20 protein-coding genes are annotated in these 24,098 nt (G+C 66.0%); 12 read left to right on the top strand and 8 right to left on the bottom strand.

Annotation, left to right across the window (positions count from 1 at the left end; genetic code table 11):
• Nucleotides 1–48: 48 nt before the first annotated feature.
• Nucleotides 49–846 (top strand): IclR family transcriptional regulator domain-containing protein, encoded by a 798-nt coding sequence (locus NYR58_RS04625; RefSeq protein WP_261519306.1) that lies wholly within the window; start codon nt 49–51, stop codon nt 844–846.
• A gap of 14 nt (nt 847–860) precedes the next feature.
• Here NYR58_RS04625 and NYR58_RS04630 read toward each other — a convergent pair whose 3' ends face one another.
• The 3 genes from NYR58_RS04630 to xylB all read right to left on the bottom strand — a co-directional run bounded on the left by NYR58_RS04630 (nt 861) and on the right by xylB (nt 4,089).
• Complete coding sequence (locus NYR58_RS04630; RefSeq protein ID WP_261519307.1) at nt 861–1,091, bottom strand: hypothetical protein; 231 nt, start codon at nt 1,089–1,091, stop codon at nt 861–863.
• Between the two features lie 236 nt (nt 1,092–1,327).
• Complete coding sequence (xylA, locus tag NYR58_RS04635; RefSeq protein WP_261519308.1) at nt 1,328–2,638, bottom strand: xylose isomerase; 1,311 nt, start codon at nt 2,636–2,638, stop codon at nt 1,328–1,330.
• Nucleotides 2,635–4,089, bottom strand: a complete 1,455-nt coding sequence (gene xylB / locus NYR58_RS04640; protein WP_261519309.1) for a xylulokinase — start codon at nt 4,087–4,089, stop codon at nt 2,635–2,637. The genes xylA and xylB overlap by 4 nt, the downstream gene beginning before the upstream one ends.
• A gap of 209 nt (nt 4,090–4,298) precedes the next feature.
• On the opposite strand from xylB, the gene NYR58_RS04645 reads away from it, so the two are divergent.
• On the top strand, nt 4,299–5,276 hold the full coding sequence (locus NYR58_RS04645) for a 2-hydroxyacid dehydrogenase (protein WP_261519310.1): 978 nt from the start codon (nt 4,299–4,301) through the stop codon (nt 5,274–5,276).
• A 77-nt stretch (nt 5,277–5,353) separates the two neighbouring features.
• Nucleotides 5,354–5,743 (top strand): hypothetical protein, encoded by a 390-nt coding sequence (locus tag NYR58_RS04650; protein WP_261519311.1) that lies wholly within the window; start codon nt 5,354–5,356, stop codon nt 5,741–5,743.
• Between the two features lie 4 nt (nt 5,744–5,747).
• On the opposite strand, the gene NYR58_RS04655 is transcribed toward NYR58_RS04650, so the two are convergent.
• Nucleotides 5,748–6,518 (bottom strand): gamma-glutamyl-gamma-aminobutyrate hydrolase family protein, encoded by a 771-nt coding sequence (locus NYR58_RS04655; protein WP_261519312.1) that lies wholly within the window; start codon nt 6,516–6,518, stop codon nt 5,748–5,750.
• A 214-nt stretch (nt 6,519–6,732) separates the two neighbouring features.
• Between NYR58_RS04655 and NYR58_RS04660 the strand changes: the two genes are divergently transcribed.
• A complete protein-coding gene (locus NYR58_RS04660; RefSeq protein ID WP_261519313.1) occupies nt 6,733–7,839 on the top strand; it encodes a TRAP transporter substrate-binding protein in 1,107 nt (368 codons plus the stop codon).
• An 82-nt stretch (nt 7,840–7,921) separates the two neighbouring features.
• Here the strand turns inward: NYR58_RS04660 and NYR58_RS04665 are convergent, their stop codons facing one another.
• Nucleotides 7,922–9,715 (bottom strand): TRAP transporter large permease, encoded by a 1,794-nt coding sequence (locus tag NYR58_RS04665; RefSeq protein ID WP_261519314.1) that lies wholly within the window; start codon nt 9,713–9,715, stop codon nt 7,922–7,924.
• Nucleotides 9,708–10,325: a TRAP transporter small permease subunit gene (locus NYR58_RS04670; RefSeq protein WP_261519315.1), complete on the bottom strand. Its 618-nt coding sequence runs from the start codon at nt 10,323–10,325 to the stop codon at nt 9,708–9,710. Before NYR58_RS04670 ends, NYR58_RS04665 begins: the two co-directional genes overlap by 8 nt.
• A 538-nt stretch (nt 10,326–10,863) precedes the next feature.
• On the opposite strand from NYR58_RS04670, the gene NYR58_RS04675 reads away from it, so the two are divergent.
• The 7 genes from NYR58_RS04675 (at nt 10,864) to NYR58_RS04705 (ending at nt 21,317) form a co-directional block, all read left to right on the top strand.
• Nucleotides 10,864–14,340 carry an indolepyruvate ferredoxin oxidoreductase family protein gene (locus NYR58_RS04675; protein WP_261519316.1) on the top strand — a complete coding sequence of 1,159 codons (3,477 nt, stop codon included), beginning with the start codon at nt 10,864–10,866 and terminating at the stop codon, nt 14,338–14,340.
• Between the two features lie 195 nt (nt 14,341–14,535).
• A complete protein-coding gene (locus NYR58_RS04680) occupies nt 14,536–16,848 on the top strand; it encodes a putative bifunctional diguanylate cyclase/phosphodiesterase (protein WP_261519317.1) in 2,313 nt (770 codons plus the stop codon).
• A 222-nt stretch (nt 16,849–17,070) separates the two neighbouring features.
• Nucleotides 17,071–17,766 (top strand): N-acyl amino acid synthase FeeM domain-containing protein, encoded by a 696-nt coding sequence (locus tag NYR58_RS04685; protein ID WP_261519318.1) that lies wholly within the window; start codon nt 17,071–17,073, stop codon nt 17,764–17,766.
• A gap of 192 nt (nt 17,767–17,958) precedes the next feature.
• On the top strand, nt 17,959–18,186 hold the full coding sequence (locus tag NYR58_RS04690; RefSeq protein WP_261519319.1) for an aa3-type cytochrome c oxidase subunit IV: 228 nt from the start codon (nt 17,959–17,961) through the stop codon (nt 18,184–18,186).
• A 62-nt stretch (nt 18,187–18,248) separates the two neighbouring features.
• On the top strand, nt 18,249–19,502 hold the full coding sequence (locus NYR58_RS04695) for a Re/Si-specific NAD(P)(+) transhydrogenase subunit alpha (protein WP_261519320.1): 1,254 nt from the start codon (nt 18,249–18,251) through the stop codon (nt 19,500–19,502).
• On the top strand, nt 19,502–19,918 hold the full coding sequence (locus NYR58_RS04700) for an NAD(P) transhydrogenase subunit alpha (protein WP_261519321.1): 417 nt from the start codon (nt 19,502–19,504) through the stop codon (nt 19,916–19,918). Before NYR58_RS04695 ends, NYR58_RS04700 begins: the two co-directional genes overlap by 1 nt.
• Before the next feature lies 1 nt (nt 19,919).
• Nucleotides 19,920–21,317 (top strand): NAD(P)(+) transhydrogenase (Re/Si-specific) subunit beta, encoded by a 1,398-nt coding sequence (locus tag NYR58_RS04705; RefSeq protein ID WP_261519322.1) that lies wholly within the window; start codon nt 19,920–19,922, stop codon nt 21,315–21,317.
• Nucleotides 21,318–21,374: 57 nt separating this feature from the next.
• On the opposite strand, the gene NYR58_RS04710 is transcribed toward NYR58_RS04705, so the two are convergent.
• On the bottom strand, nt 21,375–22,229 hold the full coding sequence (locus NYR58_RS04710) for a tetratricopeptide repeat protein (RefSeq protein ID WP_261519323.1): 855 nt from the start codon (nt 22,227–22,229) through the stop codon (nt 21,375–21,377).
• Nucleotides 22,230–22,343: 114 nt separating this feature from the next.
• Nucleotides 22,344–22,571, bottom strand: coding sequence for a 30S ribosomal protein S21 (gene rpsU, locus NYR58_RS04715; protein ID WP_261519324.1), 228 nt, complete (start codon nt 22,569–22,571; stop codon nt 22,344–22,346).
• Nucleotides 22,572–22,837: 266 nt separating this feature from the next.
• Here rpsU and NYR58_RS04720 point away from each other — a divergent pair, with 266 nt between their 5' ends.
• Nucleotides 22,838–24,091, top strand: coding sequence for a sarcosine oxidase subunit beta (locus NYR58_RS04720; protein ID WP_261519325.1), 1,254 nt, complete (start codon nt 22,838–22,840; stop codon nt 24,089–24,091).
• Nucleotides 24,092–24,098: the final 7 nt, after the last annotated feature.

The following is a 24,098-nucleotide window of genomic DNA, read 5'->3' on the forward strand; positions in this document are numbered from 1 at the left end:
CCAAAGTTCGTATTGCGAACATAAGTTTTATATGCGATACAGAAATAGATGGATGATGCAGACAAGTCAATGCGGGAAGGCGGGGCCTCCGCGCGCGATTTCGTCGGGTCGCTGGCCAAGGGGCTCGGCGTGATCGAGGTTCTTGCCGGCGCCCCGGCCGGTTTGCGGCTTACGCAGGTGGCGGAAGCCACGGGGCTGACGCGCGCCGGTGCCCGCCGGCTGCTGCTTACGCTCGTGGCAGAGGGCTATGTGCGGCAGGAGGGGCGCAATTTCCTGCTTTCGGCCAGGCTTCTGTCGCTTGTCCGCACCTGGCTCGGCGGCTCGTCGATTTGGGCCCATGCGCAGCCCGTCATGCGCGCGGTCTCGCAGGCGCTGGGGGAGTCCTGCTCGGCGGCGGTGTTGGAGGGGGAGGATGTGGTCTATGTCGCGCGCGTGGCGGGGCGGCGCATCATGTCCGTCTCGCTCGGGCCGGGGGCGCGGCTGCCGGCCTATTGCACGTCGATGGGCCGGGTGCTCCTGTCAGACCTGGATGAGGCCGAACTCGCCCGTTTTCTGGACAAGGCGGCGATCCGCGCCAACACGCCCAAGACGGTGACGGACCGGCAGGCGCTGGCGGCCCGCGTGGCCATGGTCCGGCGGCAGGGTTATGCCATCGTCGACGAGGAACTGGAGCTGGGTCTGCGGTCGATCGCCGTGCCGGTGCGCGCGCCTGGCGGGCGCATTGCCGCCGCCCTCAACGTTTCCACGCAGTCGGCGCGGTTCACCTGCGAGGAGATGCGGCAGATCGTTCTGCCGTGCCTTCTCGATGCGGCCCGGAAAATCGAGGATTTTCTCGCCCTGCAATAGGCGCGCATGCCGGCTCATGCCGCTGTCCGCGAATCCCTGGACGTCTGCTCCCCTTCAAGCTTTTCCCGCATCCTGCGGGCCAACCGCGCCTGAAGGCGGGCGTTAAGCAGCTTCTCCCAGCTCTCGTCGGCGTCGTTGGCGGCGGCTGCGTGCGGCATCCTCAGAAGCGTGTCGACGAAGGATTCGGTTTCGCTGCGCGAAAGAAGCGCGTCGATTTCCGCTTCGATTCTCTTGTCAAAAGTCATCCTGTCGCCTCCAACCGGGAGAGCTGGCGTCCTCGAATCTGCAGCCCGGAATCTGCGCGATAATCCTGTCGGGATGAAGGCGGTCCAATGAAGTTTTGACGACAGTTGTATAGAAAAATATGTCAGCCCCGGTGCCCGTGGCGGCAAAAAATACGCCCGCGCCTTCGGAAGGCGCGGGCGGAGGGCAAAATTTTCTCTCGGCCGGCGAGACGACCTGCCGAGACGCGCCCGTGTCGCTAGACGTAGCGGTTGACGACGTTCTCCAGCTTTTCCTGCTGGCCGGAGCGCGGCTGCGGGTCTATTCCCTCTCTCGCCACGCGCGCGGCGATCTCCTCCAGCGTGCGCTCGCCCCTCAGCATGGCCTGCGCCTCGGCGTCCTTCCAGCCGGCATAGCGTGCCTCCAGGGGGGCGGACAGGGCCTTGTCCTCGATCATGCGCGCTGCCGCCTTCAGCCCGCGCGCGCACACGTCCATGCCGCCCACATGCGCGGCGATCAGGTCCTCCGGGTCGAGCGACTGGCGGCGCAGCTTGGCGTCGAAATTGGTGCCGCCGGTGGTGAAGCCGCCGGCCTGCAGCACATGGTAATAGGCCAGCGCCACCTCGGGCACGTTGTTGGGGAACTGGTCGGTGTCCCAGCCCGACTGATAGTCGTTGCGGTTCATGTCGATGGAGCCGAGGATGCCCAGCGTGGCGGCCAGCGCCAGCTCGTGCTCGAAGGAGTGCCCCGCGAGGATGGCATGGCCCTGCTCGATGTTCATCTTCACCTCGCCTTCGAGCCCGTAGCGCTTGAGAAAGCCGTAGACCGTGGCGACGTCGTAGTCGTACTGGTGCTTGGTTGGCTCCTGTGGCTTCGGCTCGACGAGGATGGTGCCCTTGAAGCCGATCTTGTGCTTGTAGTCCACGACCATGCAGAGGAAGCGGCCAAGCTGATCCAGCTCGCGGCCCATGTCGGTGTTGAGCAGAGTCTCATAGCCCTCGCGGCCGCCCCAGAGCACATAGTTCTGGCCGTCCAGGCGCTTGGTGACGTCCATGCACGCCTTCACCGTTGCCGCGGCATAGGCGAACACGTCGGGGTCCGGGTTGGTGGCGGCCCCCGCCATGTAGCGGCGGTTGGAGAACAGGTTCGCCGTGCCCCACAGCAGCTTCGGTCCCCCGTCCTCCATCTTCCGGGCAATGTAGTCGGCCATCTCGTCGAGGCGGGCGACGCTTTCGGCATAGCTCGCCCCTTCGGGCCGCACGTCGTGATCATGGAAGGTGAAGAAGGGCACGCCCAGGATCTTGAACATCTCGAAGGCCACATCCGCCTTCAGCTTCGCCTTCTCCATCGTCTCGCCGAACCACGGCCGCTCGAAGGTCTGGCCGCCGAAGGGATCGTTGCCCGGCCAGACGAAATTGTGCCAGTAGCACACGGCGAAGCGCAGGTGGTCCTCCAGGCGCTTTCCCAGCACCATCTCGTCGGGGTTGTAGTGGCGGAAGGCAAGCGGGTTGTCGCTGTCCGGCCCTTCATAGGCGACGGGCTTGATGTCGCCGAAAAATCCAGTGCTCATGTCGTGGCTCCTCGTATGGCAGGGTAGAGTTCGCGATAGCGGCGGTAGGCCGCCTCATAGGCCGGGGTCAGTGTCTCCTCCGGCTCCACCGTGGCGGCGATCCTCGGCGGTGTGCAGACGGCCAGCGGATCGGCACCGCGCGCGGCCACAAGGCCCAGCCGGGCGGCGCCGAAGGCGGCGCCGAAATCGCCCTCCGCCGGCACGTCGACGGGAAGTCCCAGCGCCGTTGCGATGGCCTTCAGCCAGTAGGACGAACGCGAGCCACCGCCGATGGCGGTGACGCGGGAAAGCGTCGTGCCCGCCCGGCGCAGCGCTTCCAGGCTGTCGCGAAAGGCGAAGGCCACGCCCTCCACCACCGCCTGGGTCAGCGCGGCCCGGTCGCTCTGGTGGGCAAGCCCGGTCAGGCTGCCGCGGATGGCGGCATCGTTATGCGGTGTGCGCTCGCCGGAAAGATAGGGCAGGAAGGTCACGCCCGTCGGCGCGCGCAGCGTTTCGCCCAGCTCCCCGGTCAGCGCCGCCGGGCTGGCGCCGGTGATCCGGGACAGCCAGTTGAGCGAATCGGTGGCCGAAAGGATGACGCCCATCTGGTGCCAGGTGCCGGGAAGAGCATGGCAGAAGGTGTGCACCGCGCTCTCCGGGTTGGGCAGATAGGCGCCGTTTGCGGCAAACAGCACGCCGGACGTGCCGAGCGAGACGAAGGCCGCCCCCGGCTTCACCGTGCCTGCGCCGCAGGCGGACGCCGCGTTGTCCCCGGCGCCTCCCGCGACCACGACATCCCGGCCCATGCCCCAGCGGTCGGCCAGTTCGCCGCGCAGCGTGCCGGCCGGCTCTGTGCCTTCCACCAGGCGCGGCATGTGGTCCTCGCCAAGTTCGGTTGCCGCCAGAAGCTGCGGCGACCAGCAGCGCTTCTCCACGTCCAGCCAGGCCGTGCCCGCCGCGTCCGACATTTCCGAGACATGCTCGCCCGTCAGCCACAGGCGCAGATAGTCCTTGGGAAGGAGCACCCGTGCCGTACGCGCAAAGATGTCCGGCTCGTGCCGCCTCACCCAGGCGAGCTTGGGCGCGGTAAAGCCGGGAAAGACAATGTTGCCGGTGATCTGCCGAAAGCGCGGATCGGCGTCGAGCGCCGCGGCTTCCTCGTGGCTGCGGGTGTCGTTCCACAGAATGCAGGGCCGCAGCGACGTGTCGGCCGCGTCCAGCAGAGTCGCGCCGTGCATCTGGCCGGACAGGCCGATGCCCCTGACGGCCGCAAGTGCCTTGCCGTGCGAACGCTTGAGCGTCGCCAGCGCCTCCTGCGTGGCACGGATCCAGTCCGCCGGATCCTGCTCGGACCATCCCGCATGGGGGCGCGAAACCGTCAGCGCCCCGGTGGCCGACGCCACCACCGTCTGCGCCTCGTCGATGACGAGCGCCTTCACCCCGGAGGTGCCGAGGTCGATGCCGAGATACATGCGTTTCCTCCCCGCTGCCGCCGGCAATCTCGCCCGTTCGTGGGCGCCGGCACCGCAACGATCAATTTTTTCGAGCTCCGAAACAAATATGCACATCCGCCGCTGCAAGGCAATCGTGCAGACTGGTGGCGGGCATGGCACGGCACCTTCTTCACAAGCGCCGTGCCAGCGCCTACCGTGCAACCTGCAAAGGCAAGGAGGCAAGCCTGATGAGCGAGAAGCGCGCGCAAACCACGATCCTGGTGCCGGGAAAGCTGCCCTCCCGAGCGCTGGAGCGCATCGAGGAGCAGTTCCATCTGGTCAGGATCGACAGGGCGGATACGGCGCTTCTCACCGACGAGATGAAGCAGTCGGTGGAGGGAATCGCTGCCGCCACGGTCATCGACGCGGCGTTCATCGACGCCTTGCCCAAGCTGCGAATCATCGCCAATTTCGGCGTCGGCTACGATTCCGTCGATGCCGCCCATGCCGGCAGCAGGGGGGTGATGGTCACCAACACGCCGGACGTGCTGACCGAGGAGGTGGCGGATACGGCGCTGGGGCTGCTCATCAACACGGTGCGGGAGTTGCCGAAGGCCGAGGCGTGGTTGCGCGCCGGGCGCTGGCGCAGCGACGGCGCCTATCCGCTGACGCGCGCCACGCTGCGCGGGCGCAGCGTCGGCATCTTCGGGCTGGGGCGCATCGGCCGGGCGATTGCGCGGCGCGTGGAGGCGTTCGGCCTTCCGGTCAGCTATCACAACCGCCGCCCGGTGGAAGGCGTCGACTACGAGTATCACCCGACGCTGCTGTCGCTGGCCTCGGCCGTGGACACGCTCATCTCGGTGGCGCCTGGCGGCGCGGCGACGCACAAGGCGGTGAATGCCGAGGTGCTTGCAGCGCTCGGCCCCAACGGTGTGTTCGTCAATGTCGGGCGCGGCAGCACGGTGGACGAACCGGCCCTCATCGAGGCGTTGCGCGCCGGCACCATCCTGGCCGCCGGCCTCGACGTCTTCGCCGACGAGCCGAACGTGCCGGAAGCGCTGATTGCCTGCGAGAATGCCTGCCTGCTGCCGCATGTCGGCTCGGCCTCTTTGCACACGCGCCAGGCCATGGCCGATCTGGTGGTCGACAATCTCGTCGCCTGGTTCACCAGGGGTCGGGCGCTCACTCCCGTTGCGGAGACGGCGCATCTGGTGGCCGGCCGCTGAGGCTGCGCGCCGAAAGATTGGCTTAACCCTTGCCGGAGAGAATGGCCGGGCCCTTCAACGGCACAGGGGGAAAGCCCATGAAACCGGCCCTTGCCGCCTTCGCTGCCACGGCGCTCGCCGCGCTTGCCCTGCCGGCCTTCGACTCGCAAGAAAATGCCGAGCCGGCCCTTGCGACCGCCGGGTCGGTGCCTGCGCACTATCGCCTGGATGTCGCCGGTCGCCGGTCGGGATGCACCCTGGCACGGCGCGGGGCGGATGTCAGCGGCCGCGCAGAGGTCGCGCTCGAGGGGGACTGCCGCGGTCCCGCCCTGTCGCTCGGCACAGCGCGCTACTGGCGCGAGCAGGAGGGCACGGTTCTTCTGGAGGCGGCGGATGGCCGGATCGTGGCGGAGTTCTTCGCCGCCGACGGCGTGGCCTATGAGTCGCTGCGCCCGGCCCGGCCGCTCATGGCCCTTGTCGTCCAGTAGGCGCCTATGCGGCGGCGCTGGCGCCCGCGCGGGCGCTGCGATGGGCACGAACCGCCGCGCCGAAGGCCTCGAAGATCTGCCGCGAGGGCGCGTCGCTCGCCGCCCAGTATTCGGGATGCCACTGAACGCCGACGGCAAAGGCCGGCGCCCCCGCCACGCAGACCGCCTCAATGGTGCCGTCGGGCGCTGTCGCCTCCACCCGCAGGTTCGGGGCAAGCTGGGCGATCCCCTGGCGGTGCACCGAGTTCACGCGAATTTCTCGCTCCGCGAAGAGGCGGGCCAGGCAGCCGCCCGGCGCGATGTTCACACCGTGACGGATGGCGAAGCGCTCATCCTGGTTCTCGCTTTCCGGCGAACGGTGGTCGAGCGCGCCTTCCTGCTCCTGGATCTCGCCAGCCAGCGTGCCGCCCAGCGCCACGTTGAGCTCCTGAATGCCGCGGCAGATGGCCAGAAGCGGCACCCCCTTCTCGATCGCCCTGCGGATGAGGGGCAGCGTGGTGTCGTCGCGCCGCTCGTCATAGGGGCCGTGTTTCTCGTCCGCCTCGGCCCCGTAGCGGGAGGGGTGGACGTTCGATTTCGCCCCCGTCAGCATCACCCCGTCGACCGAGGAAAGCAGCGAATCGAGGTCGAGGCGCCCGCCGAAGCAGGGCACGAGGACGGGCAGCACGCCGGCGGCCGATATGGCCGCTTCCAGATAGGGCTCGGGCGTTGCGTGCCAGGTGTAGCGCTCGAACGTCTTTACATCCGTGGAAACGGCAACGAGGGGTTGATCCATGGCTTCCTTTCCGCCTGTCGGGCGCTCCGGCCGGCCCGGCGCGCTGCCCGACATTTAGCCCCTTGCGCGATCCTTTCCAACTGCCTGCCACGTTCTGGACTTGTCTTGCGCGGCGTGGCACTGCTACCCATCGATTCGCGGGGAACCTGCCAGCGTGCATGGCCGCGCGACATCGAACCGACCTTACGATCCATATAATGGGAGGATAAGATCCATGGACCGTCGTTCATTCATCAAGAAGGCCGGCCTTGCCGGCGTCGGCGCCGCAGGGTCCGCGGCGCTCGCCGCGCCGGCGATTGCCCAGTCGCAGCCCAAGATCACCTGGCGCTGCACCTCGTCCTTCCCCAAGTCGCTGGACACCATCTACGGCGCGGCGGAGACGATGGCGCAGTTCGTCAGCGAGGCCACGGACGGCAATTTCCAGATCCAGGTCTTCGCTGCGGGCGAGATCGTTCCGGGCCTGCAGGCGGCTGATGCCGCCTCGGCGGGAACGGTGGAGCTCTGCCACACCGCTTCCTACTATTACTGGGGCAAGGACCCCACCTATGCGCTGGGCACGGCCATCCCGTTCGGCCTCAACTACCGCCAGCAGAACGCCTGGTTCTACTATGGCGGCGGCAACGAGCTGATGAACGAGTTCTATGCCACCCAGAACCTCTACGGGCTGATCTGCGGAAACACGGGCGCCCAGATGGGCGGCTGGTTCCGCAAGGAGATCAACACCGTGGCCGACCTGAACGGCCTGAAGATGCGCATCGGCGGCATGGGCGGCAAGATCATCGAGAAGCTCGGTGTGGTGCCGCAGCAGATCGCCGGCGGCGACATCTACCCGGCGCTGGAGAAGGGCACCATCGACGCCACGGAGTGGGTGGGGCCCTATGACGACCTGAAGCTCGGCTTCAACAAGGTGGCCCAGTACTACTACTATCCCGGCTGGTGGGAAGGCGGCCCGGTGCTGAACACGCTGGTCAATCTGGAGAAGTGGGACGGCCTGCCCGAGAGCTACAAGGCGGTTCTTGACGCGGCCTGCCGGGCGGCCAATGCCGACATGATGGCGAGCTACGACTACAAGAACCCCGCCGCCCTGCGCCAGCTCGTCGCCGAGGGTGCCCAGCTCCGCCCCTTCAGCCAGGAGATCCTCGAAGCCTGCTATGCGGCGGCGATGGAGACCTACGAAGAGATCAACGCGCAGAACCCCACCTTCAAGAAGGTTTACGAGAGCCAGCAGGCTTTCAAGAAGGATGCCTATCTGTGGGCGCAGCTCACCGAATACACCTTCGACACCTTCATGATGCGCCTGCAGCGCGCCGGCAAGCTGTAAGGCGCCTGCCAGCAGCTATCGCGGGAAGAAAAGGGCCCCGGAGCGTCGCGCTCCGGGGCCTTCCTTTTGTCGCCGCTCCCTGTCAGTCGAAGCTTGGCGGCTGGCTCAGATCGTCGCCCGGCAGGGCAGGTGGTGCGGCGTCTCCGCCCTGTTCCGGTGCGCCGAGCGGCGGCAGGCCCTCCATGCCCGGCAGTTGCAGGCCACCGCCTTGCGCATCGTCGCCGGGTGTGCCGAACGGCGAGCCTTCCAGGCCCCCGCCCTCTCCGAAGCCCGGTATGGTGATCTCGATCTGACTGGGATCGACGACGCTCTCCTTCTTGTAGTGGGTAACGAGCCCGGGAAAGGCGATCACCAGCAGGATCATCAGGAACTGGATGACGATGAAGGGAAGGGCCCCGCGATAGATCTCCAGCGTGCGCACGGCGGGCAGCATGCGGCCGGACACGGTGTCTTTCCACTCCTTCATCGGCGCAACGGAGCGCAGATAGAACAGCGAGAAGCCGAAGGGCGGTGTCAGGAAGCTGGTCTGCAGGTTGATGCCCAGAATGATGCCGAACCAGATGAGGTCGATGCCCAGCGTCTCGGCGGCTGGCGCCAGAAGCGGCACCATGATGAAGGCGATCTCGAAGAAATCCAGAAAGCAGCCGAGAATGAAGACGAGGATCGTCACGGTGATCAGGAAACCCGTCTCGCCGCCCGGCAGGCTCAACAGCAGCTCCTCGATCCATACATTGCCGTTGATGCCATAGAAGGTCAGGCCGAAGACGCGCGCCCCGATGAGAATGAACATGACGAAGGCGGAGAGCTTGGTCGTCGCGTCCAGCGCCTGTTTGAGCACGCTCAGGGTGAGCCGGCGCTTGGCAAACGCCAGGATCAGCGCTCCCGTCGCGCCCATGGCGCCGCCCTCGGTCGGCGTGGCGATGCCGAGGAAGATGGTGCCCAGAACCAGGAAGATGAGGGCAAGCGGCGGGATCAGCACGATCACCACCTGCTCGGCCAGGCGCGACAGGATGCCGAGCTTGAGGTGGCGGTTGGCGAGGCTGAAGACCAGCGCGGCGATCGTTGCCGTGGTTGCCGACCAGACGACGCGCACCTCTTCGCGCATCTCCGTGAAGAGCAGGTGATAGGCAGCGAAATACAGCCCCACGGCCGCCGCCAGGACACCCACCAGAGACCACACGCCGCCGCCCAGCGTGCGGGTTTCGGGCGGCAGGGCGGGCGCCCATTGCGGGCGCACCAGCGTCACGGCGAAGACGAACAGACAGTAGACGCCGACGATGATCAGTGCCGGCAGGAGCGCGCCCACATACATGTCGCCCACCGAGCGGCCGAGCTGGTCGGCCATCACGATGAGCACCAGCGATGGCGGCACGATCTGCGCCAGCGTGCCCGAGGCGGCGATGGCGCCGGTGGCGAAGCCGCTGTTGTAGTTGTAGCGCATCATGATGGGCAGCGAGATCAGCCCCATGGCGATCACCGAGGCGGCCACGACACCCGTCGTGGCGGCCAGCAGCGCCCCCACCACCACCACCGCATAGGCGATGCCGCCGCGCACCGGACCGAAAAGCTGGCCGATCGTCTCCAGCAGGTCCTCGGCCATGCGCGAGCGTTCGAGAATGAGCCCCATGAAGGTGAAGAACGGCACGGCAAGCAGCGTGTCGTTGTACATGATGCCGTAAATGCGCTCGGGATGGGACTGGAGCAGCGGCCAGAACAGGCGGATCTCGCTGGAGATGGTGGAAAGCTCCACCCCGATGACGAAGAAGAACAGCCCGCCCGCCGCCAGCGTGAAGGCGACCGGATAGCCGATGAGCAGCATCGCCATCACGCAGGTGAACATGATGGGGGCGAGATTGTGCGCGATCAGGTCAACCACGGCCGATCCCCTCCTTGTCCTCCATCTCGATGGCGGCTTCCACCGTCGGATGCGCATAGTGCTGCGGATTGGGCTCGTCGATGAGGCCGCGGATCACCGCGTAGCGCTTGATGATCTCCGAAAGGGCCTGGGCCGTGAGAAGCACGAAGCCCGCAAGCACCATGAATTTGGCCGGCCAGATGATGAGGCCGCCGGCATTGGTGGACACCTCGCCGCTCAGGAAGGAGCGCAGGAACCAAGGCCAGGACAGATAGACCAGCAGCACGACGAAGGGCAGAAGGAAGAAGATGTGGCAGAACAGGTCGATCCAGTCGCGCACCCGCTTCGACAGCCTGCCCGAGATGATGTCGATGCGGATATGTTCGTTCTTCAGCAGCGTATAGGCCGAAGCCAGCATGAACACGGTGCCGTAGAGATACCACTGCAGCTCCAACAAGGCGTTGGAAGCGCGCGGAATCGGCAGGTAGTCCGGCAGCCCCTCGCCAAGGAAGCGCACGATGGCGTTGTAGGCCGAGACCAGCACCGCCACCAGAATGAGCCAGGAAACCTGTCTGCCTATGAATTGATTGATGCGATCGACGACGCGGGACAGCCCCAGCAGCCCTTGCATTCACTCCTCCAGCAGTTCCCCAAGGCCCTTTGCGGGCCTTTTTTGGCCGACACACTGCAATGCGCGGATTGAAATGTCGACCTCAAAAGGCGGCAGCTTGTCCACAGCCGGCGCGCAGCTAGCAGTTTCCCCGTGCGAAGGGAAGCGCGGGCGGGGAGAAATACACCGTCTTTTCACAGCCTTGCGCGACAATGTCGCATGGGAATCGCCGGTCCGGCACGTCTCGCGCGGGGCGAGGGGCGCTTCGTTTTCGCTGGAAACAATCCTGCGTAAAACGCATCGAAAGCGCTATTTTCTGTCGCTTGCGAATGGTATCCGGTTGCAGCCTTGCTCTTTCTCAGCGGACGTTGGAAATCATTTGACGCCATGACCTTCCGGGACAACACTAACGCATGACTCCGAAGAGCCTGCCAGCAATTCGGACGCAGCCGGGCCGGGACGGTCCCGAAGCGCTCACCCCTTGCGCGGCGGGGCGCGGGTGCCGCGATGGGAGGCAGATTCCCGGCCGTACAGCGCCGCGTCGGGGAGGTAGACGTTCATGACGCTTCACGAGGTTTCGCTCAGCGATAAATACGACCTCGGCAAGGAGCGCATATTCGTTTCCGGTGCCCAGGCCATCGTGCGCATGCTGATGATGCAGCGCGAGCGCGACCGGCGCGCCGGCCTTGATACGGCCGGCTTCGTCTCCGGGTATCGCGGCTCGCCGGTCGGCGGGCTCGACCTGCAGCTTTGGAAGGCGCAGGCGGAGCTGCAGAAATCCGGCATCGTCTTCCAGCCCGGCCTCAACGAGGAGCTGGCCGCCACGGCCTGCTGGGGCTCGCAGCAGGCAGAGCTTCTGGGCGAGGGCAGGTATGATGGCGTTTTCGCGCTGTGGTACGGCAAGGGGCCGGGCGTCGACCGCTCCAGCGACGTCTTCCGCCATGCCAATCTCGCCGGCTCCTCCCGCCATGGCGGCGTGCTGGCGCTGATGGGGGACGATCATGCCGCCGAGTCATCCACGGTGGCGCATGCCAGCGAGTTCGCCTTCGTCGACGTGATGATGCCCATCCTCAATCCCGCGGGCGTGCAGGAGCTCATCGACTACGGGCTCTACGGCTATGCCCTGTCGCGCTTCGCCGGCACCTGGACGGCGATCAAATGCGTCAAGGACAACATCGAATCGACGGCATCCGTCGATGCCTCGCTCGACCGGCTGTCGATCACGCTGCCCGAGATCGACCTGCCGCCCGGTGGGCTCAACATCCGCCACGAGGTCAATCAGCTCGGCCAGGAAGAGCGCCTGCACGAATACAAGCGCGCGGCCGCCTCCGCCTTCGTGCGCGAGAACGGGCTCAACCGCATCGTCTTTTCCGGCGGCCGCCGGCCGAAGCTCGGCATCATCACCGTCGGCACCAGCTATCTGGACGTGCGCCAGGCGCTCGCCGATCTCGGCATCGACGAGGCACGCGCCAACACGCTGGGCGTAAGGCTGTTCAAGGTGGCCTGTCCCTGGCCGCTCGACCTGGAGCACATCAAGGACTTCGCGCGCGGCCTCGAAATGGTGATCGTCGTCGAGGAGAAGCGCTCGCTGATCGAGGTGCAGGTGCGCGAGGACCTCTACGGCACCTCCATGCAGCCGACGGTGATCGGCAAGAAGGACGAGCGCGGCGCGCGGCTGTTTCCGGCCATGGGGGCGCTCGACCCAAACCACATTGCCATCACCATCGGCGAGCGCATCCTGAGGGTCATCGGCCCGTCGGAGGAAATCTCCGCCCGTGTCGCCCGGCTGCGGCAGTTCCAGGCCATGCTGGCCGACACGAAGGACGTGGCCGTGCGCATGCCCTATTTCTGCTCCGGCTGCCCGCACAACACCTCGACCCGGCTTCCCGAGGGCTCCATCGCCGGTGGCGGCATCGGCTGCCATTTCATGGCGCTGTGGATGGACCGGGGTACCGTGGGCTACACCGCCATGGGCGGGGAGGGCGCACAGTGGATCGGCCAGGCGCCGTTCTCCACGCGCCAGCACTTCTTCCAGAATCTCGGCGACGGCACCTACAACCACTCCGGCTCTCTGGCGCTGCGGGCCGCGCTGGCCGCCGGCGTCAACATCACCTACAAGATCCTCTACAACGATGCCGTGGCCATGACCGGCGGCCAGCCCCACGAGGGCGGGCTGACCATGCCGATGATTGCCGAGCAGGTGCGCGCCGAGGGCGTCGAGCGCATCGCCGTCGTCAGCGACGAGCCCGAGAAATACAGGGGCAGGGTGCGCTTCCCCGAGGGCACCACGGTGCACCACCGCGACGACCTCGACGCCTTGCAGCGGGAGCTGCGCGAGGTGAAGGGCGTGTCCGTTCTCATCTACGATCAGACCTGTGCAGCCGAGAAGCGGCGGCGGCGCAAGCGCGGCACCTATCCCGACCCGGACAAGCGCGTCATCATCAACGAGCTGGTCTGCGAGGGGTGCGGCGACTGCGGCGTGAAGTCCAACTGCGTGTCCGTGCAGCCGGTGGAGACGGAGTTCGGCCGCAAGCGGCGCATCGACCAGTCGAGCTGCAACAAGGATTTCTCCTGCGTCAACGGCTTCTGCCCCTCCTTCGTCACCGTGCATGGGGCGCGGCCGAAGAAGCTCAAGGGCGTTGCCCAGGCCGGCGACCCGCTGGAGGGCGTGCCCGAGCCTGCGCTCTTCCCGCTGGACGGGACGGGCTGGGCGGCCATTGTCGACGGCATCGGCGGCACGGGGGTCGTCACCATCGGCGCCATCCTCGGCATGGCGGCGCATCTGGAAGGCAAGGGTGCCGGCATCATCGACATGGCGGGCCTCGCCCAGAAGGGCGGGGCGGTCTACTCGCATCTGCGCATTGCGCGCTCGCCCGCCGAGATCAATTCCATCCATGTGCCGGCCGGCAAGGCCGACCTGGTTCTCGGCTGCGATCTCGTCGTCTCCGGCGCCCGCAAGGTCCTGTCCACCGTGCGCGAGGGGCACACGCTGTTTCTCGCCAACACGGCGGAGGTGATGCCGGGCGACTTCGCCCGCTCGGCCGATTTCTCGCTGCCCACGGAGCGGCTGAAACAGGCGATCCGCAAGGCGGCGGGGGAGGAGCGCGCGCATTTCTTCGACGCCACGCGTGCGGCCACGGTGCTGTTCGGCAATTCGATCGGCGCCAACATGTTCATGCTCGGCATGGCCTGTCAGCTCGGCGGTCTGCCGGTCTCGGCAGAGGCCATCGAGAAGGCCATCGCGCTCAACGGCCAGGCCGTTTCCATGAATGTGGCCGCCTTCCGCTGGGGCCGCCGCGCGGCCCACGATCCTGCCCATGTCGCTGGGCTGGTCGCGCGTGCCGCGCCGGCCGCCGCCGCGGCGCCCGCCCGCACGCTCGACGAAATCATCGAGCGCCGCGTGGCCTTCCTCACGGACTATCAGGATGCCGCCTATGCGGAGCGCTACCGCGCTCGCATCGCGCGCCTGCGCAAGGCAGAGGCGGCGGCGTCCCCCGGCTCGACCGCCGTGACGGAGGCGGCGGCACGCAACCTCTTCAAGCTGATGGCCGTCAAGGACGAATACGAGGTGGCGCGCCTTTACTCGGATGGCAGCTTCCAGCGCCAGCTTGCCGCCGAGTTCGAGAGTTACGACCGTCTGGAGTTCCACCTTGCCCCGCCGATCTTCGCCCGCCGCGACGCACAGGGCCACCTGAAGAAGGCGCGCTACGGGCCGTGGGTGCAGAAGGTCTTTGCTCTGCTTGCCCGTCTCAGGCGCCTGCGTGGTACGGTTTTCGATCCCTTCGCGCGAACGGCGGAGCGGCGCATGGAGCGCACGCTTCTGGCGCAATACGAGGCCGATCTCGACCGCATCGAGGCGGCGCTCGCGCCGGAGCGCCTGGAGGCGGCCGCCGCCCTTGCCAGCGTTCCCGCCCTCATTCGCGGTTTCGGCCATGTGAAGGAGGCAAGCGTCGCCCGCGCCGCCGAGGAGCGCAGCCGCCTGCTCACGCGTCTGGAAAAGACCGACCCCGATCCTCTTCTGGCCGCTGCGGAGTGAGGGCGGGCAAATCCCCGATCAATAGATTTCGCCATTGCCGGCGCTGCGCACCCGATTTATTTTCCGATGCGCCGCACAGCACTGCGCCCGCCGTGCTCATCGGCCGGTATCACTCGTATAAACACCCTGTTTTGACAAGATAATTCTTTCTTAAGGTGGGTCCTTCATAATTTTACTGCTCAGCTGGAAGTCTCCATGGTTAATCGCGCAGGCAGTGACATTCCCGAGGACGTCTATGTCCAATTCGTGAGGTCGTTGTTCGAGAGCAGGCATACGCTGCTTGTCGGGGCGATCTGTCACATGCTGGTGGCGCTGATGGCCTACCTGCACACCGACCAGCCCATCTATGGCGTGATTTCACTCCTCCTGCTTGCGGTGGGTGTTTGGCGTTTTGTCGGGCTTCAGCGACGCGTGGGCGAGCTGGACCGGCTGGACTTCGAAACTGCGCGCAGGTGGGAGTTCGACTACATCGTAAAGGGCGGAATGCAGGGGCTTCTGCTCGGCGGCTTCTGCTTCATCTCCATCTATGTCTATCCCGATTCCTTCGCGGAGCTTGGGTCGCTGGCCGTCAATCTCGCCTCCCTCGTCACCGTCGTCGGGCGCAATTACGGCTCGCAGCGCATGGTTCTGGTGTTTGCCGCCACGCTGGTCGGGCCCATCTCCGCCGGCCTGCTGCTGCGCGGTGACTTGCCGCATGTGGTCCTCGGACTGCTGATCACACCCTTTATCGTCATCATCACCGGCACCGCCGCCGAGGTGCGCAAGATCCTCTTTTCCGCGGTGCTGGACCGCAAGAGAGCGCGCCAGATCGCGAAGCGCTTCGACCGCGCGCTCAACACCATGTCGCACGGGCTGGTGATGTTCGGTCCCGAGGGGCGGGTCATCGTCAGCAACGCCCAGGCCGCCGAGATGCTGGGCTTCGGATCCTCCGAGCAGCTTCTCGGCAGAACCTTGAGGGCGCTGCTGCTGCGCGGCGTTGCGGGAAATCTGCTGAGCCACAAGGACTACCGCTACGCCGAGACGCACCTGACGAGGGCGCTGAGCGAGGGCCGTGGCAGGAAGGTTCTCCTGCGGCTCAAGGATGGCCGGCACTTCGAGTTCTCGGCGCGCGAGGGGAGGGAAGAACTCGGCGTGATCACCTTCGAGGAGGTCACCCAGCGCATCGAGGCAGAGGAAAGCGTGCGCTACATGGCGCGCTATGACAGCCTGACCAACCTGCCCAACCGCGCCTATTTCCACGAGATGGTCACGGAGCTCATGATGGGCGGGGACCCTGACCGGCTGTGCGGTCTGGCGGTGCTCGATCTGGACGACTTCAAGAGCGTCAACGATACCTTCGGCCATCCCGTGGGCGACGGATTGATCTATGCCGCTGCCGAGCGGCTGATCGAGTTCGTGAGCGACGATGTGCTGGTCGGGCGCTTCGGCGGCGACGAGTTCATGATCTTCTTCAACCATATCGAGGACGAGGACGATTTCGCCCGCCGGCTCGACGCGATATTCGCCAGGCTTCAGGGCGAGGTGGATGTCGCCGGGCTGGCCTTGAGGCTTCAGGCAAGCGGCGGCGGCGTCATCGTGCCTGTTCGCGAAAACGACATGGACACCATCACGGTGAAAGCCGATCTGGCTCTCTACAGCGCCAAGGAGCGTGGCAAGAACGGCTGGCGCCTGTTCGAGGCGGAGATGGATGTCGCCTTCCGCAACCGGCAGATCATGAAATCCTACCTGCGAAGCGCGGTCCAGGCCAAGACGTTGCGGGTGGTCTATCAGCCGATCGTCGATGTGCGTACCATGCGCATTTCCAGTTGCGAAGCCCTTTGCCGTTGGGACCACTCCGAGCTCGGCCCCGTCTCTCCGGCCGTGTTCATACCGCTTGCGGAGGAGATGGGGCTCATCTCCGAAATCAGCGCGCTGGTGCTCGATGCGGCCTGCCAGGAATGTGCGCGCTGGCCAGAGCACCTCGGCGTGTCCGTAAACCTTTCGGCAAAGGATTTCCTGGACGGCAGCATCGTCGACAAGGTGCGCAAGGCGCTGTCCACGTCCGGCCTTGCGCCCGAGCGCCTGGAAATCGAGGTCACCGAAACGGCGCTCTTCGACGACAAGAACTCCACGCGCGTCTACATCGAAGGGCTGAAGGACCTCGGCGTGAGAATCGCCCTCGACGATTTCGGCACGGGCTATTCGAGCCTCAGCTATCTTCACACGCTGCCGCTCGACCGCGTCAAGATCGACGGCAGCTTCCTGAAGGACGTCACCTACAACACGCGCTCCTACAAGCTTCTCAAGAGCATCGTCGACCTGTCCCGGAATCTCGGCCTTGCTGTCACGGTCGAGGGCGTGGAAACATTCGAGCAGCTCAAGCTTCTGAAAAGCTCGGTCAGGCCCGACAGGGTGCAGGGCTTCCTCTTCGGCGCGGCGCTTTCCTCCTCCGGCATCCAAACCATGTCGAACACGAGCTGGTCGCTCGAAGGTGGAAGCGATCGGCAGAGCCTCACCATTCAAAGTTGAGGGCTTCTCTAAGTATCAACCCAAGATTATCGAGCGCGAAACTTTATGTTAAGGTTAACGTATAGTAAATAATTTTTATTCGATTTTTATCTTTTTTGTAATAATCCCTCACTCTATTCTTTGCGGGGAACATTGTGGGGGTTGTTCATGTCTGGCGATCGGAACGTTTTGGCAGCAGGTCATCGACAAGCGGGTGGGGATCCCGATTCTCCTTTCAACAGGATGGTGTTGTCGGTCCTCGAGAACATCGAGTATCGCCTCTGCGAAAGCGGCGAGGATCTCGAAGCCATCTACCGGCTTCGCTACGATTCCTATCTCAACGCGGGAATGGTCGGCGAGGACGCCGCCCGAATGGTGACGGATCGCTACGACGAGCTGCCCAATTCCTACCGCTTCGGCGTCTTTTACGAAGGCAATCTGGTCAGCACGATCCGGCTGCACTACGTGAACTCTGCTTTTCCCGTCTCGCCCAGCAGCGAGGTGTTCGGCGACATTCTCGAACCCAGGATTGCGGCGGGGGAAACCTTTGTGGACCCGAGCCGCTTCGCTGCCGAGCGCGAATGGGCGCGGACACTGCGCGTGCTTCCCTACATCACGCTACGCCTTGCCGTGGTCGCCTGCAAGCACTTCAATCCCACCTTCTGCCTGACGGCGGTGAAGGAGGAGCACGGGGCCTTCTACCATCGCATCTTCCGTTCGACACCGGCAACGGACGCCCGCGACTATCCGGGGCTGACGGTGCCTGTGCTCCTGCTCGAGTCGCGGTGCTCGGAGAACATGGAAGACACGATCAGGCGCTTCCCGTTCTTTCGCTCCACGGCTTTCGAGCGCCGCTTGCTGTTCGAGCGCCCGAAGCGGGGCGAGCCGGCGCCGCTCACCATCCTGCCGACGGCGAAATATCTGAGAGACGCCGCCTGATTGGGCGATTGCGCGCCGGCGCGGGTCCGGTCCCTCTTCCGCTTCGTCCGGGGCCTCCGCGTCCGCCATTTGCACGTCCGGCGACCTGGCCTGCCAAGGCAATGGGCGTGAACTGCGTCCAAGGGGCCCATTGCCCTTGGGCTCCGTTTTCGCTATTCCCCTTGCCCAATCTTCTTCCCGAGGGATCTTGCCATGGCAGACAGACAGCCGGAAGGACCGGTCGAAATGGGTGCGGATATGGACTATGCGGAGCATGAGCGCACCTACAACCTCTTCTTGACCATCGCCAAATATGGCTGCCTTGTGGTGGCCGCGACGCTGATTGCGATGGCGTTCGGCTTCTTCACATCCGCGGGTTTCATCTCCAGCATCATCCTCTTCATCCTCGTCTGCGCGCTCGGCGCCTGGATCCTGCGCTAGCACAAGCTTGGGCGCGGCCGCCGGCCGCGTGGGAGGAGGGTGTCCAACACAAGGAACAAACGGTGGGACAGACGTTATTTGTGCCGCGGGAGGTTTTGGAAGGCGAGGGTCGGGTTGCGGCTTCGCCTGACACGGTGAAGCGGCTTTTGGGGCTTGGCTTCGAGGTGATCGTTGAGGCGGGTGCGGGCGCTGGCTCGCGGCTTGCGGACGCGGAGTTTGAGAAGGCGGGTGCGCGGCTTGGCAAGGCGGGGGATGCGGGCGGTGCGGATGTGATCCTGAAGGTGCGCCGGCCGACGCGGGAGGAGCTTGCGGGCTACCGCAAGGGTGCGCTGGTTCTTGCGATGATGGACCCGTTTGGCCACGAGGGGGAAGTGGCGGCGATGGCGCGCGCGGGGGTAGTGGGCTTTGCGATGGAGCTCATGCCACGCATCACGCGGGCCCAGTCGATGGACGTTCTTTCGAGCCAGGCGAACCTTGCGGGCTATCGTGCGGTGATCGACGCGGCGGCGGAGTATGATCGGGCGCTGCCGATGATGATGACGGCGGCGGGCACGGTTCCGGCGGCGAAGGTGTTCGTGATGGGGGCCGGGGTTGCGGGCCTGCAGGCGATCGCCACGGCGCGGCGGCTGGGAGCTGTGGTGACGGCGACGGACGTGCGGGCGGCGGCGGGCGAGCAGGTGGCCTCGCTGGGCGCGAAGTTCGTCATGACCGATGCGCTGAAGGACGCCTCGGGCGAGGGGGGCTATGCACGCGAGCTGACGGAGGAGGAGAAGCGCGCCCAGGCGGAGCTGATCGCCGGCCACATCGCCAAGCAGGATATCGTGATCACGACGGCGCTCATTCCCGGCCGTCCGGCGCCGCGGCTCGTGACGGCGCCGATGGTGGCCTCGATGCGGGCGGGCTCGGTGATTGTCGACCTTGCGGTGGAGCGTGGCGGCAATGTGGAGGGCGCGCAGGCGGGTTCCGTGGTGGTCACCGACAACGGGGTGAAGATCGTCGGGCATGTCAATGTGGCGGGGCGCGTGGCGGCGTCGGCGTCGCTGCTTTATGCGCGCAACCTGTTCGCCTTTCTGGAGACCCTGGTCGACAAGGAGAAGAAACAGCTTGCGGTCGACTGGGAGGACGAGCTGGTGAAGGCGACGCTGCTGACGCGCGACGGTGCGGTGGTCCATCCCCGGCTGGTGGAGGCGGCGGCGGCCGCGGAAGGGGCAGACGATGAGGCGCGTGCGGGCGGCCGGCGGCGGCGGGCGGCGCCGGCGGGCGCCAGGGGCGCGTCCAGGAAACCTGCGACGCGCAAATCCCGGGGAGAGAACTGATGGAGACAGGAACCGTCGAACAGGCGCTCGAGCGGCTCGAGCGCGCCATGGCCGGCCTGCGCGCCGCGCTGGAGGACACGCAGATGGCGGAGGCGGCGGGGGCGCTGGCGCACGGCGCGACGGGCGGCGCGATCGACCCGTTCGTGTTCCGCCTGGCGATCTTCGTTCTGGCGATCTTCGTGGGCTACTACGTTGTGTGGTCGGTGACGCCGGCGCTGCACACACCGCTGATGTCGGTGACCAACGCCATTTCCTCGGTGATCGTGGTGGGGGCGCTGCTGGCGGTTGGCATTTCGGCCTCGGGGCTTGCCACGGGCTTCGGGTTTGTCGCCCTGGTTCTGGCGGCGGTGAACATCTTCGGCGGCTTTCTGGTGACGAGCCGCATGCTGGCGATGTACAAGAAGAAGGACAAGTGACGTGAGCGCCAATCTTGCAGCCTTCCTCTACCTCGTCTCCGGCATTCTGTTCATCCTGGCGCTGAGGGGGCTTTCGCATCCCACCACGAGCCGCCAGGGCAACATCTTCGGCATGGTGGGCATGGGCATCGCCATTGTGACGACCCTGGCGGTGGCGCGGCCGTCGGCGGGCGGTCTGGGGCTGATCGTGCTGGGCCTGGCGCTCGGCGGCGCGGTGGGCGCGACGATCGCCCGGCGCATCCAGATGACGAAGATGCCGCAGCTCGTGGCAGCCTTTCACAGCCTTGTGGGGCTTGCCGCGGTGATGGTGGCGGCGGCGGCCCTTTATGCGCCGGAAAACTTCGGCATCGGCACGGTGGGCGCCATCCACGCCCAGGCGCTGGTCGAGATGTCGCTGGGGGTGGCGATCGGCGCCATCACCTTCACCGGCTCGGTGATCGCCTTTCTGAAGCTCGACGGGCGCATGTCGGGCAAGCCGATCCTGCTGCCGATGCGACATGCCGTCAATGCCGGCCTCGGCATCGCGCTGGTGGTGCTGGTGGTGATGCTGGTGGCGACGCAGAGCCACGCCGCCTTCTGGCTGATCGTCGCCCTGTCGCTGGTGCTCGGTGTGCTCATCATCGTGCCGATCGGCGGGGCGGACATGCCGGTGGTGGTGTCGATGCTCAATTCCTATTCGGGGTGGGCGGCGGCCGGCATCGGCTTCACGCTGGGCAATCTGGCGCTCATCGTCACCGGGGCGCTGGTGGGCTCGTCGGGTGCCATCCTGTCCTACATCATGTGCAAGGGCATGAACCGCTCCTTCCTGTCGGTCATTCTTGGCGGCTTCGGGGGCGAGAGCGCGGTGGCCGGCGACGACGGGGTGGAGCGCACGGTCAAGCAGGGCTCGGCGGAGGATGCGGCCTATCTGATGGCCAATGCGCAGAAGGTGATCATCGTGCCGGGCTACGGCATGGCGGTGGCCCAGGCGCAGCATGCGCTGCGCGAGATGGCCGACAAGCTGAAGGGAAAGGGTGTGGAGGTGAAATACGCCATCCACCCGGTGGCCGGCCGCATGCCGGGCCACATGAACGTGCTGCTGGCGGAAGCGCAGGTTCCCTATGACGAGGTGTTCGAGCTCGAAGACATCAACTCCGAGTTCTCGCAGGCCGACGTCGCCTATGTGATCGGCGCCAATGACGTGACCAACCCGGCGGCGCGCGACGACAAGTCCTCGCCCATCTACGGCATGCCCATCCTCGAGGTCGACAAGGCGCGCACCTGCCTGTTCGTCAAGCGCTCGCTCGGCTCCGGCTATGCCGGCATCGACAACACCCTGTTCTACAAGGACGGCACGATGATGCTCCTCGGCGACGCCAAGAAGATGACCGAGGACATCGTCAAGGCCCTCGACGAATAGCCCGCAACACAAGGCAGAGGCCCGCCACAGGCGGGCCTTCCAACTCCAAAACCCGCCCTATGCCGCACCACGCGTGCGTGCAAGTCCATCGCGGGCCGGGGTGTACTCGGGATCAAGCTGAAGGGCGCGGGAGTAGGAGCGGGCGGCGCGCTCGTTCTCGCCGCGCCGCTCATAGACGAGCGCCTGGTTGGCCCAGCTCTCGGCCAGCTCGTCGTCCAGGCGGATGGCGGTGTTGAAGTCGGAGAAGGCGTTCTCCTCGTCCCCCAGCGCCAGATAGGAAAGCCCCCGGCCGTTATAGCCATAGGGCTCGCGCGGGGCGAGCGAGATGGCCTTGGAGAAATCCTCGATGGCGAACTGATGCTGGCCGCTGGCCTGATAAAGCAGGCCGCGGCGGTGATAGGCGCGCGGATCGGTGGTGTCGAGCTGGATGGCGCGCTCGAAGTCGCGGAAGGCTTCGCCCGACTGGCCGGCCTGGCGGTAGAGCTCGCCGCGACCGATATAGGCCGTGTCGTAGCGCGGGTTGAGCGCGATCGCCTGGTTGTAGTCGGCCAGCGCCCTTTCCCGCTCGCCCATGTAGCGGTAGATCAGCGCCCGGTTGGCATAGGCCTGGTAGGAGCGCGGGTTGAGCGCGATCGCCTGGTCGAAATCCTTCAGCGCCTCGCGGTAGCGCCCGGCCCGGCCATAGGCGGCGCCACGCATGTTGTAGGCTTCGGGATCGTTGGGCGTGCGCTCGATGACGGCGCTCAGCGATGCGATGTTTTCCGCCGAGCCCTGCGCGGGGTCGATCCGGGTCAGGCTTTCCATGGCGTCGCCGGCCGACTGGCAGGCGGCGAGCGGCAGAAGTGCAGCCAGCGCCAGGGCCATCCTGCCACGCCTGAACGCCCCGGTGCCTGCGGTTCTCACATCAGCCATCCTTTTTCCGCCTCTTGGAAGCGCTTCCTCTTGGCAACAAAAAAGGCGGCGCCGAATCTCCGTCGCGCCACCTTGGTGATTCAAGCGGGCAAAAGGGACGAAATGTGGGCGCTCCTAGCGAGCCGCCCGTCCGCCACCGAGAATCCCCTCGCGCTGGGCGCGCTTGCGGGCCAGCTTGCGAGCCCGACGCACGGCCTCCGCCTTTTCGCGGGCGCGCTTTTCGGAAGGTTTCTCGTAGTGTCCGCGCATCTTCATCTCGCGGAAAATGCCTTCCCGCTGCATCTTCTTCTTCAGCGCGCGAAGCGCCTGGTCAACGTTGTTGTCGCGGACGAGTACCTGCACCTGGGGCTTTCCTGTCAAAGGTTGATCTTTTCCGGTATCGAGCACGGCACCGATACCGGCTCAACACCAAAGTCCCGCGGCAGACCTCCGCCGCAGGATGGGCGGGCTGATAGCAGAATATGCTGTGTTTGTCGAGGCCCATGTCGCGCGCCCCTCCGGCTCCAAAGCGGCAAGCGCCGTCGCAATCAGCGCAAGACGGCGGGGCCAGTTTCGCTAGGGGTAGGTCTCGTGCGTCGAAACAGGCCGGTTGCGAAAGGGGCAAGCGCATGCGCAAATATTCCGTCTTCGCCATTGCCCGCGAGGCGCTGCGCGGGCACACGGGTTGGCCGGAGCAGTGGGCCTCGCCCGAGCCGAAGAAGGAATACGACGTCATCATCGTCGGTGCGGGTGGCCACGGGCTGGCCACGGCTTACTACCTGGCCAAGGAGCACGGCATCACCAATGTCGCGGTGCTGGAGAAGGGGTGGCTCGGCGGCGGCAACACCGGCCGCAACACCACCATCATCCGCTCCAACTATCTCTATGACGAAAGCGCCGGCATCTACGATCATGCCGTCAAGTTGTGGGAGGGGCTCTCCCAGGAGCTCAACTACAACGTCATGTTCTCCCAGCGCGGCGTGATGATGCTCGCCCACAACGTGCACGACGTGCAGGTCTTCAAGCGGCACATCCATGCCAACCGGCTGAACGGCGTCGACAATGTCTGGCTGAGCCCGCAGGAGGCCAAGGAATATTGCCCGCCGCTCAACATCTCGCCGCAGGCGCGCTATCCCGTCATGGGCGCGGCGTTGCAGCGGCGCGGCGGTACGGCGCGCCACGATGCCGTGGCCTGGGGCTATGCGCGGGCGGCCTCGGCGCGCGGCGTCCACATCATCCAGAACTGCGCCGTCACCGCCATCCGCAGGGGGCCGGACGGCGCGGTCACGGGGGTGGAGACCACGCGCGGGCCGATCCGGGCGAGGAAGATCGGCGTGGTGGCGGCCGGCCATTCCTCCGTGCTGATGCAGATGGCCGGCGTGTCCGTGCCTCTGGAGTCTTTCCCCCTTCAGGCGCTGGTCTCCGAGCCGGTCAAGCCGGTCTTTCCCTGCGTGGTCATGTCCAACACGGTGCACGCCTACATCTCCCAGTCCGACAAGGGCGAGCTCGTCATTGGCGCCGGCACCGACCAGTACACCTCCTACGCGCAGGCCGGCAGCCTGCACATCGTTCAGCACACGCTGGATGCCATCTGCGAGATGTTTCCCATCTTCACGCGCATGAAGATGCTGCGCTCCTGGGGCGGCACCGTGGACGTGACGCCCGACCGCTCGCCCATCCTGGCCAAGACGCCGGTCAAGGGGCTCTATGTCAACTGCGGCTGGGGGACAGGCGGCTTCAAGGCCACGCCGGGCTCCGGCCATGTCTTCGCCCACACCATCGCCCGCGACGAGCCGCACCCGATCAACGCCCCCTTCACGCTCGAACGCTTCCGCACAGGCAGGCTCATCGACGAGGCGGCGGCCGCCGCCGTCGCGCACTGAGGGTTTC

Source organism: Chelativorans intermedius, assembly GCF_025398255.1.
GTDB lineage: Bacteria > Pseudomonadota > Alphaproteobacteria > Rhizobiales > Rhizobiaceae > Chelativorans > Chelativorans intermedius.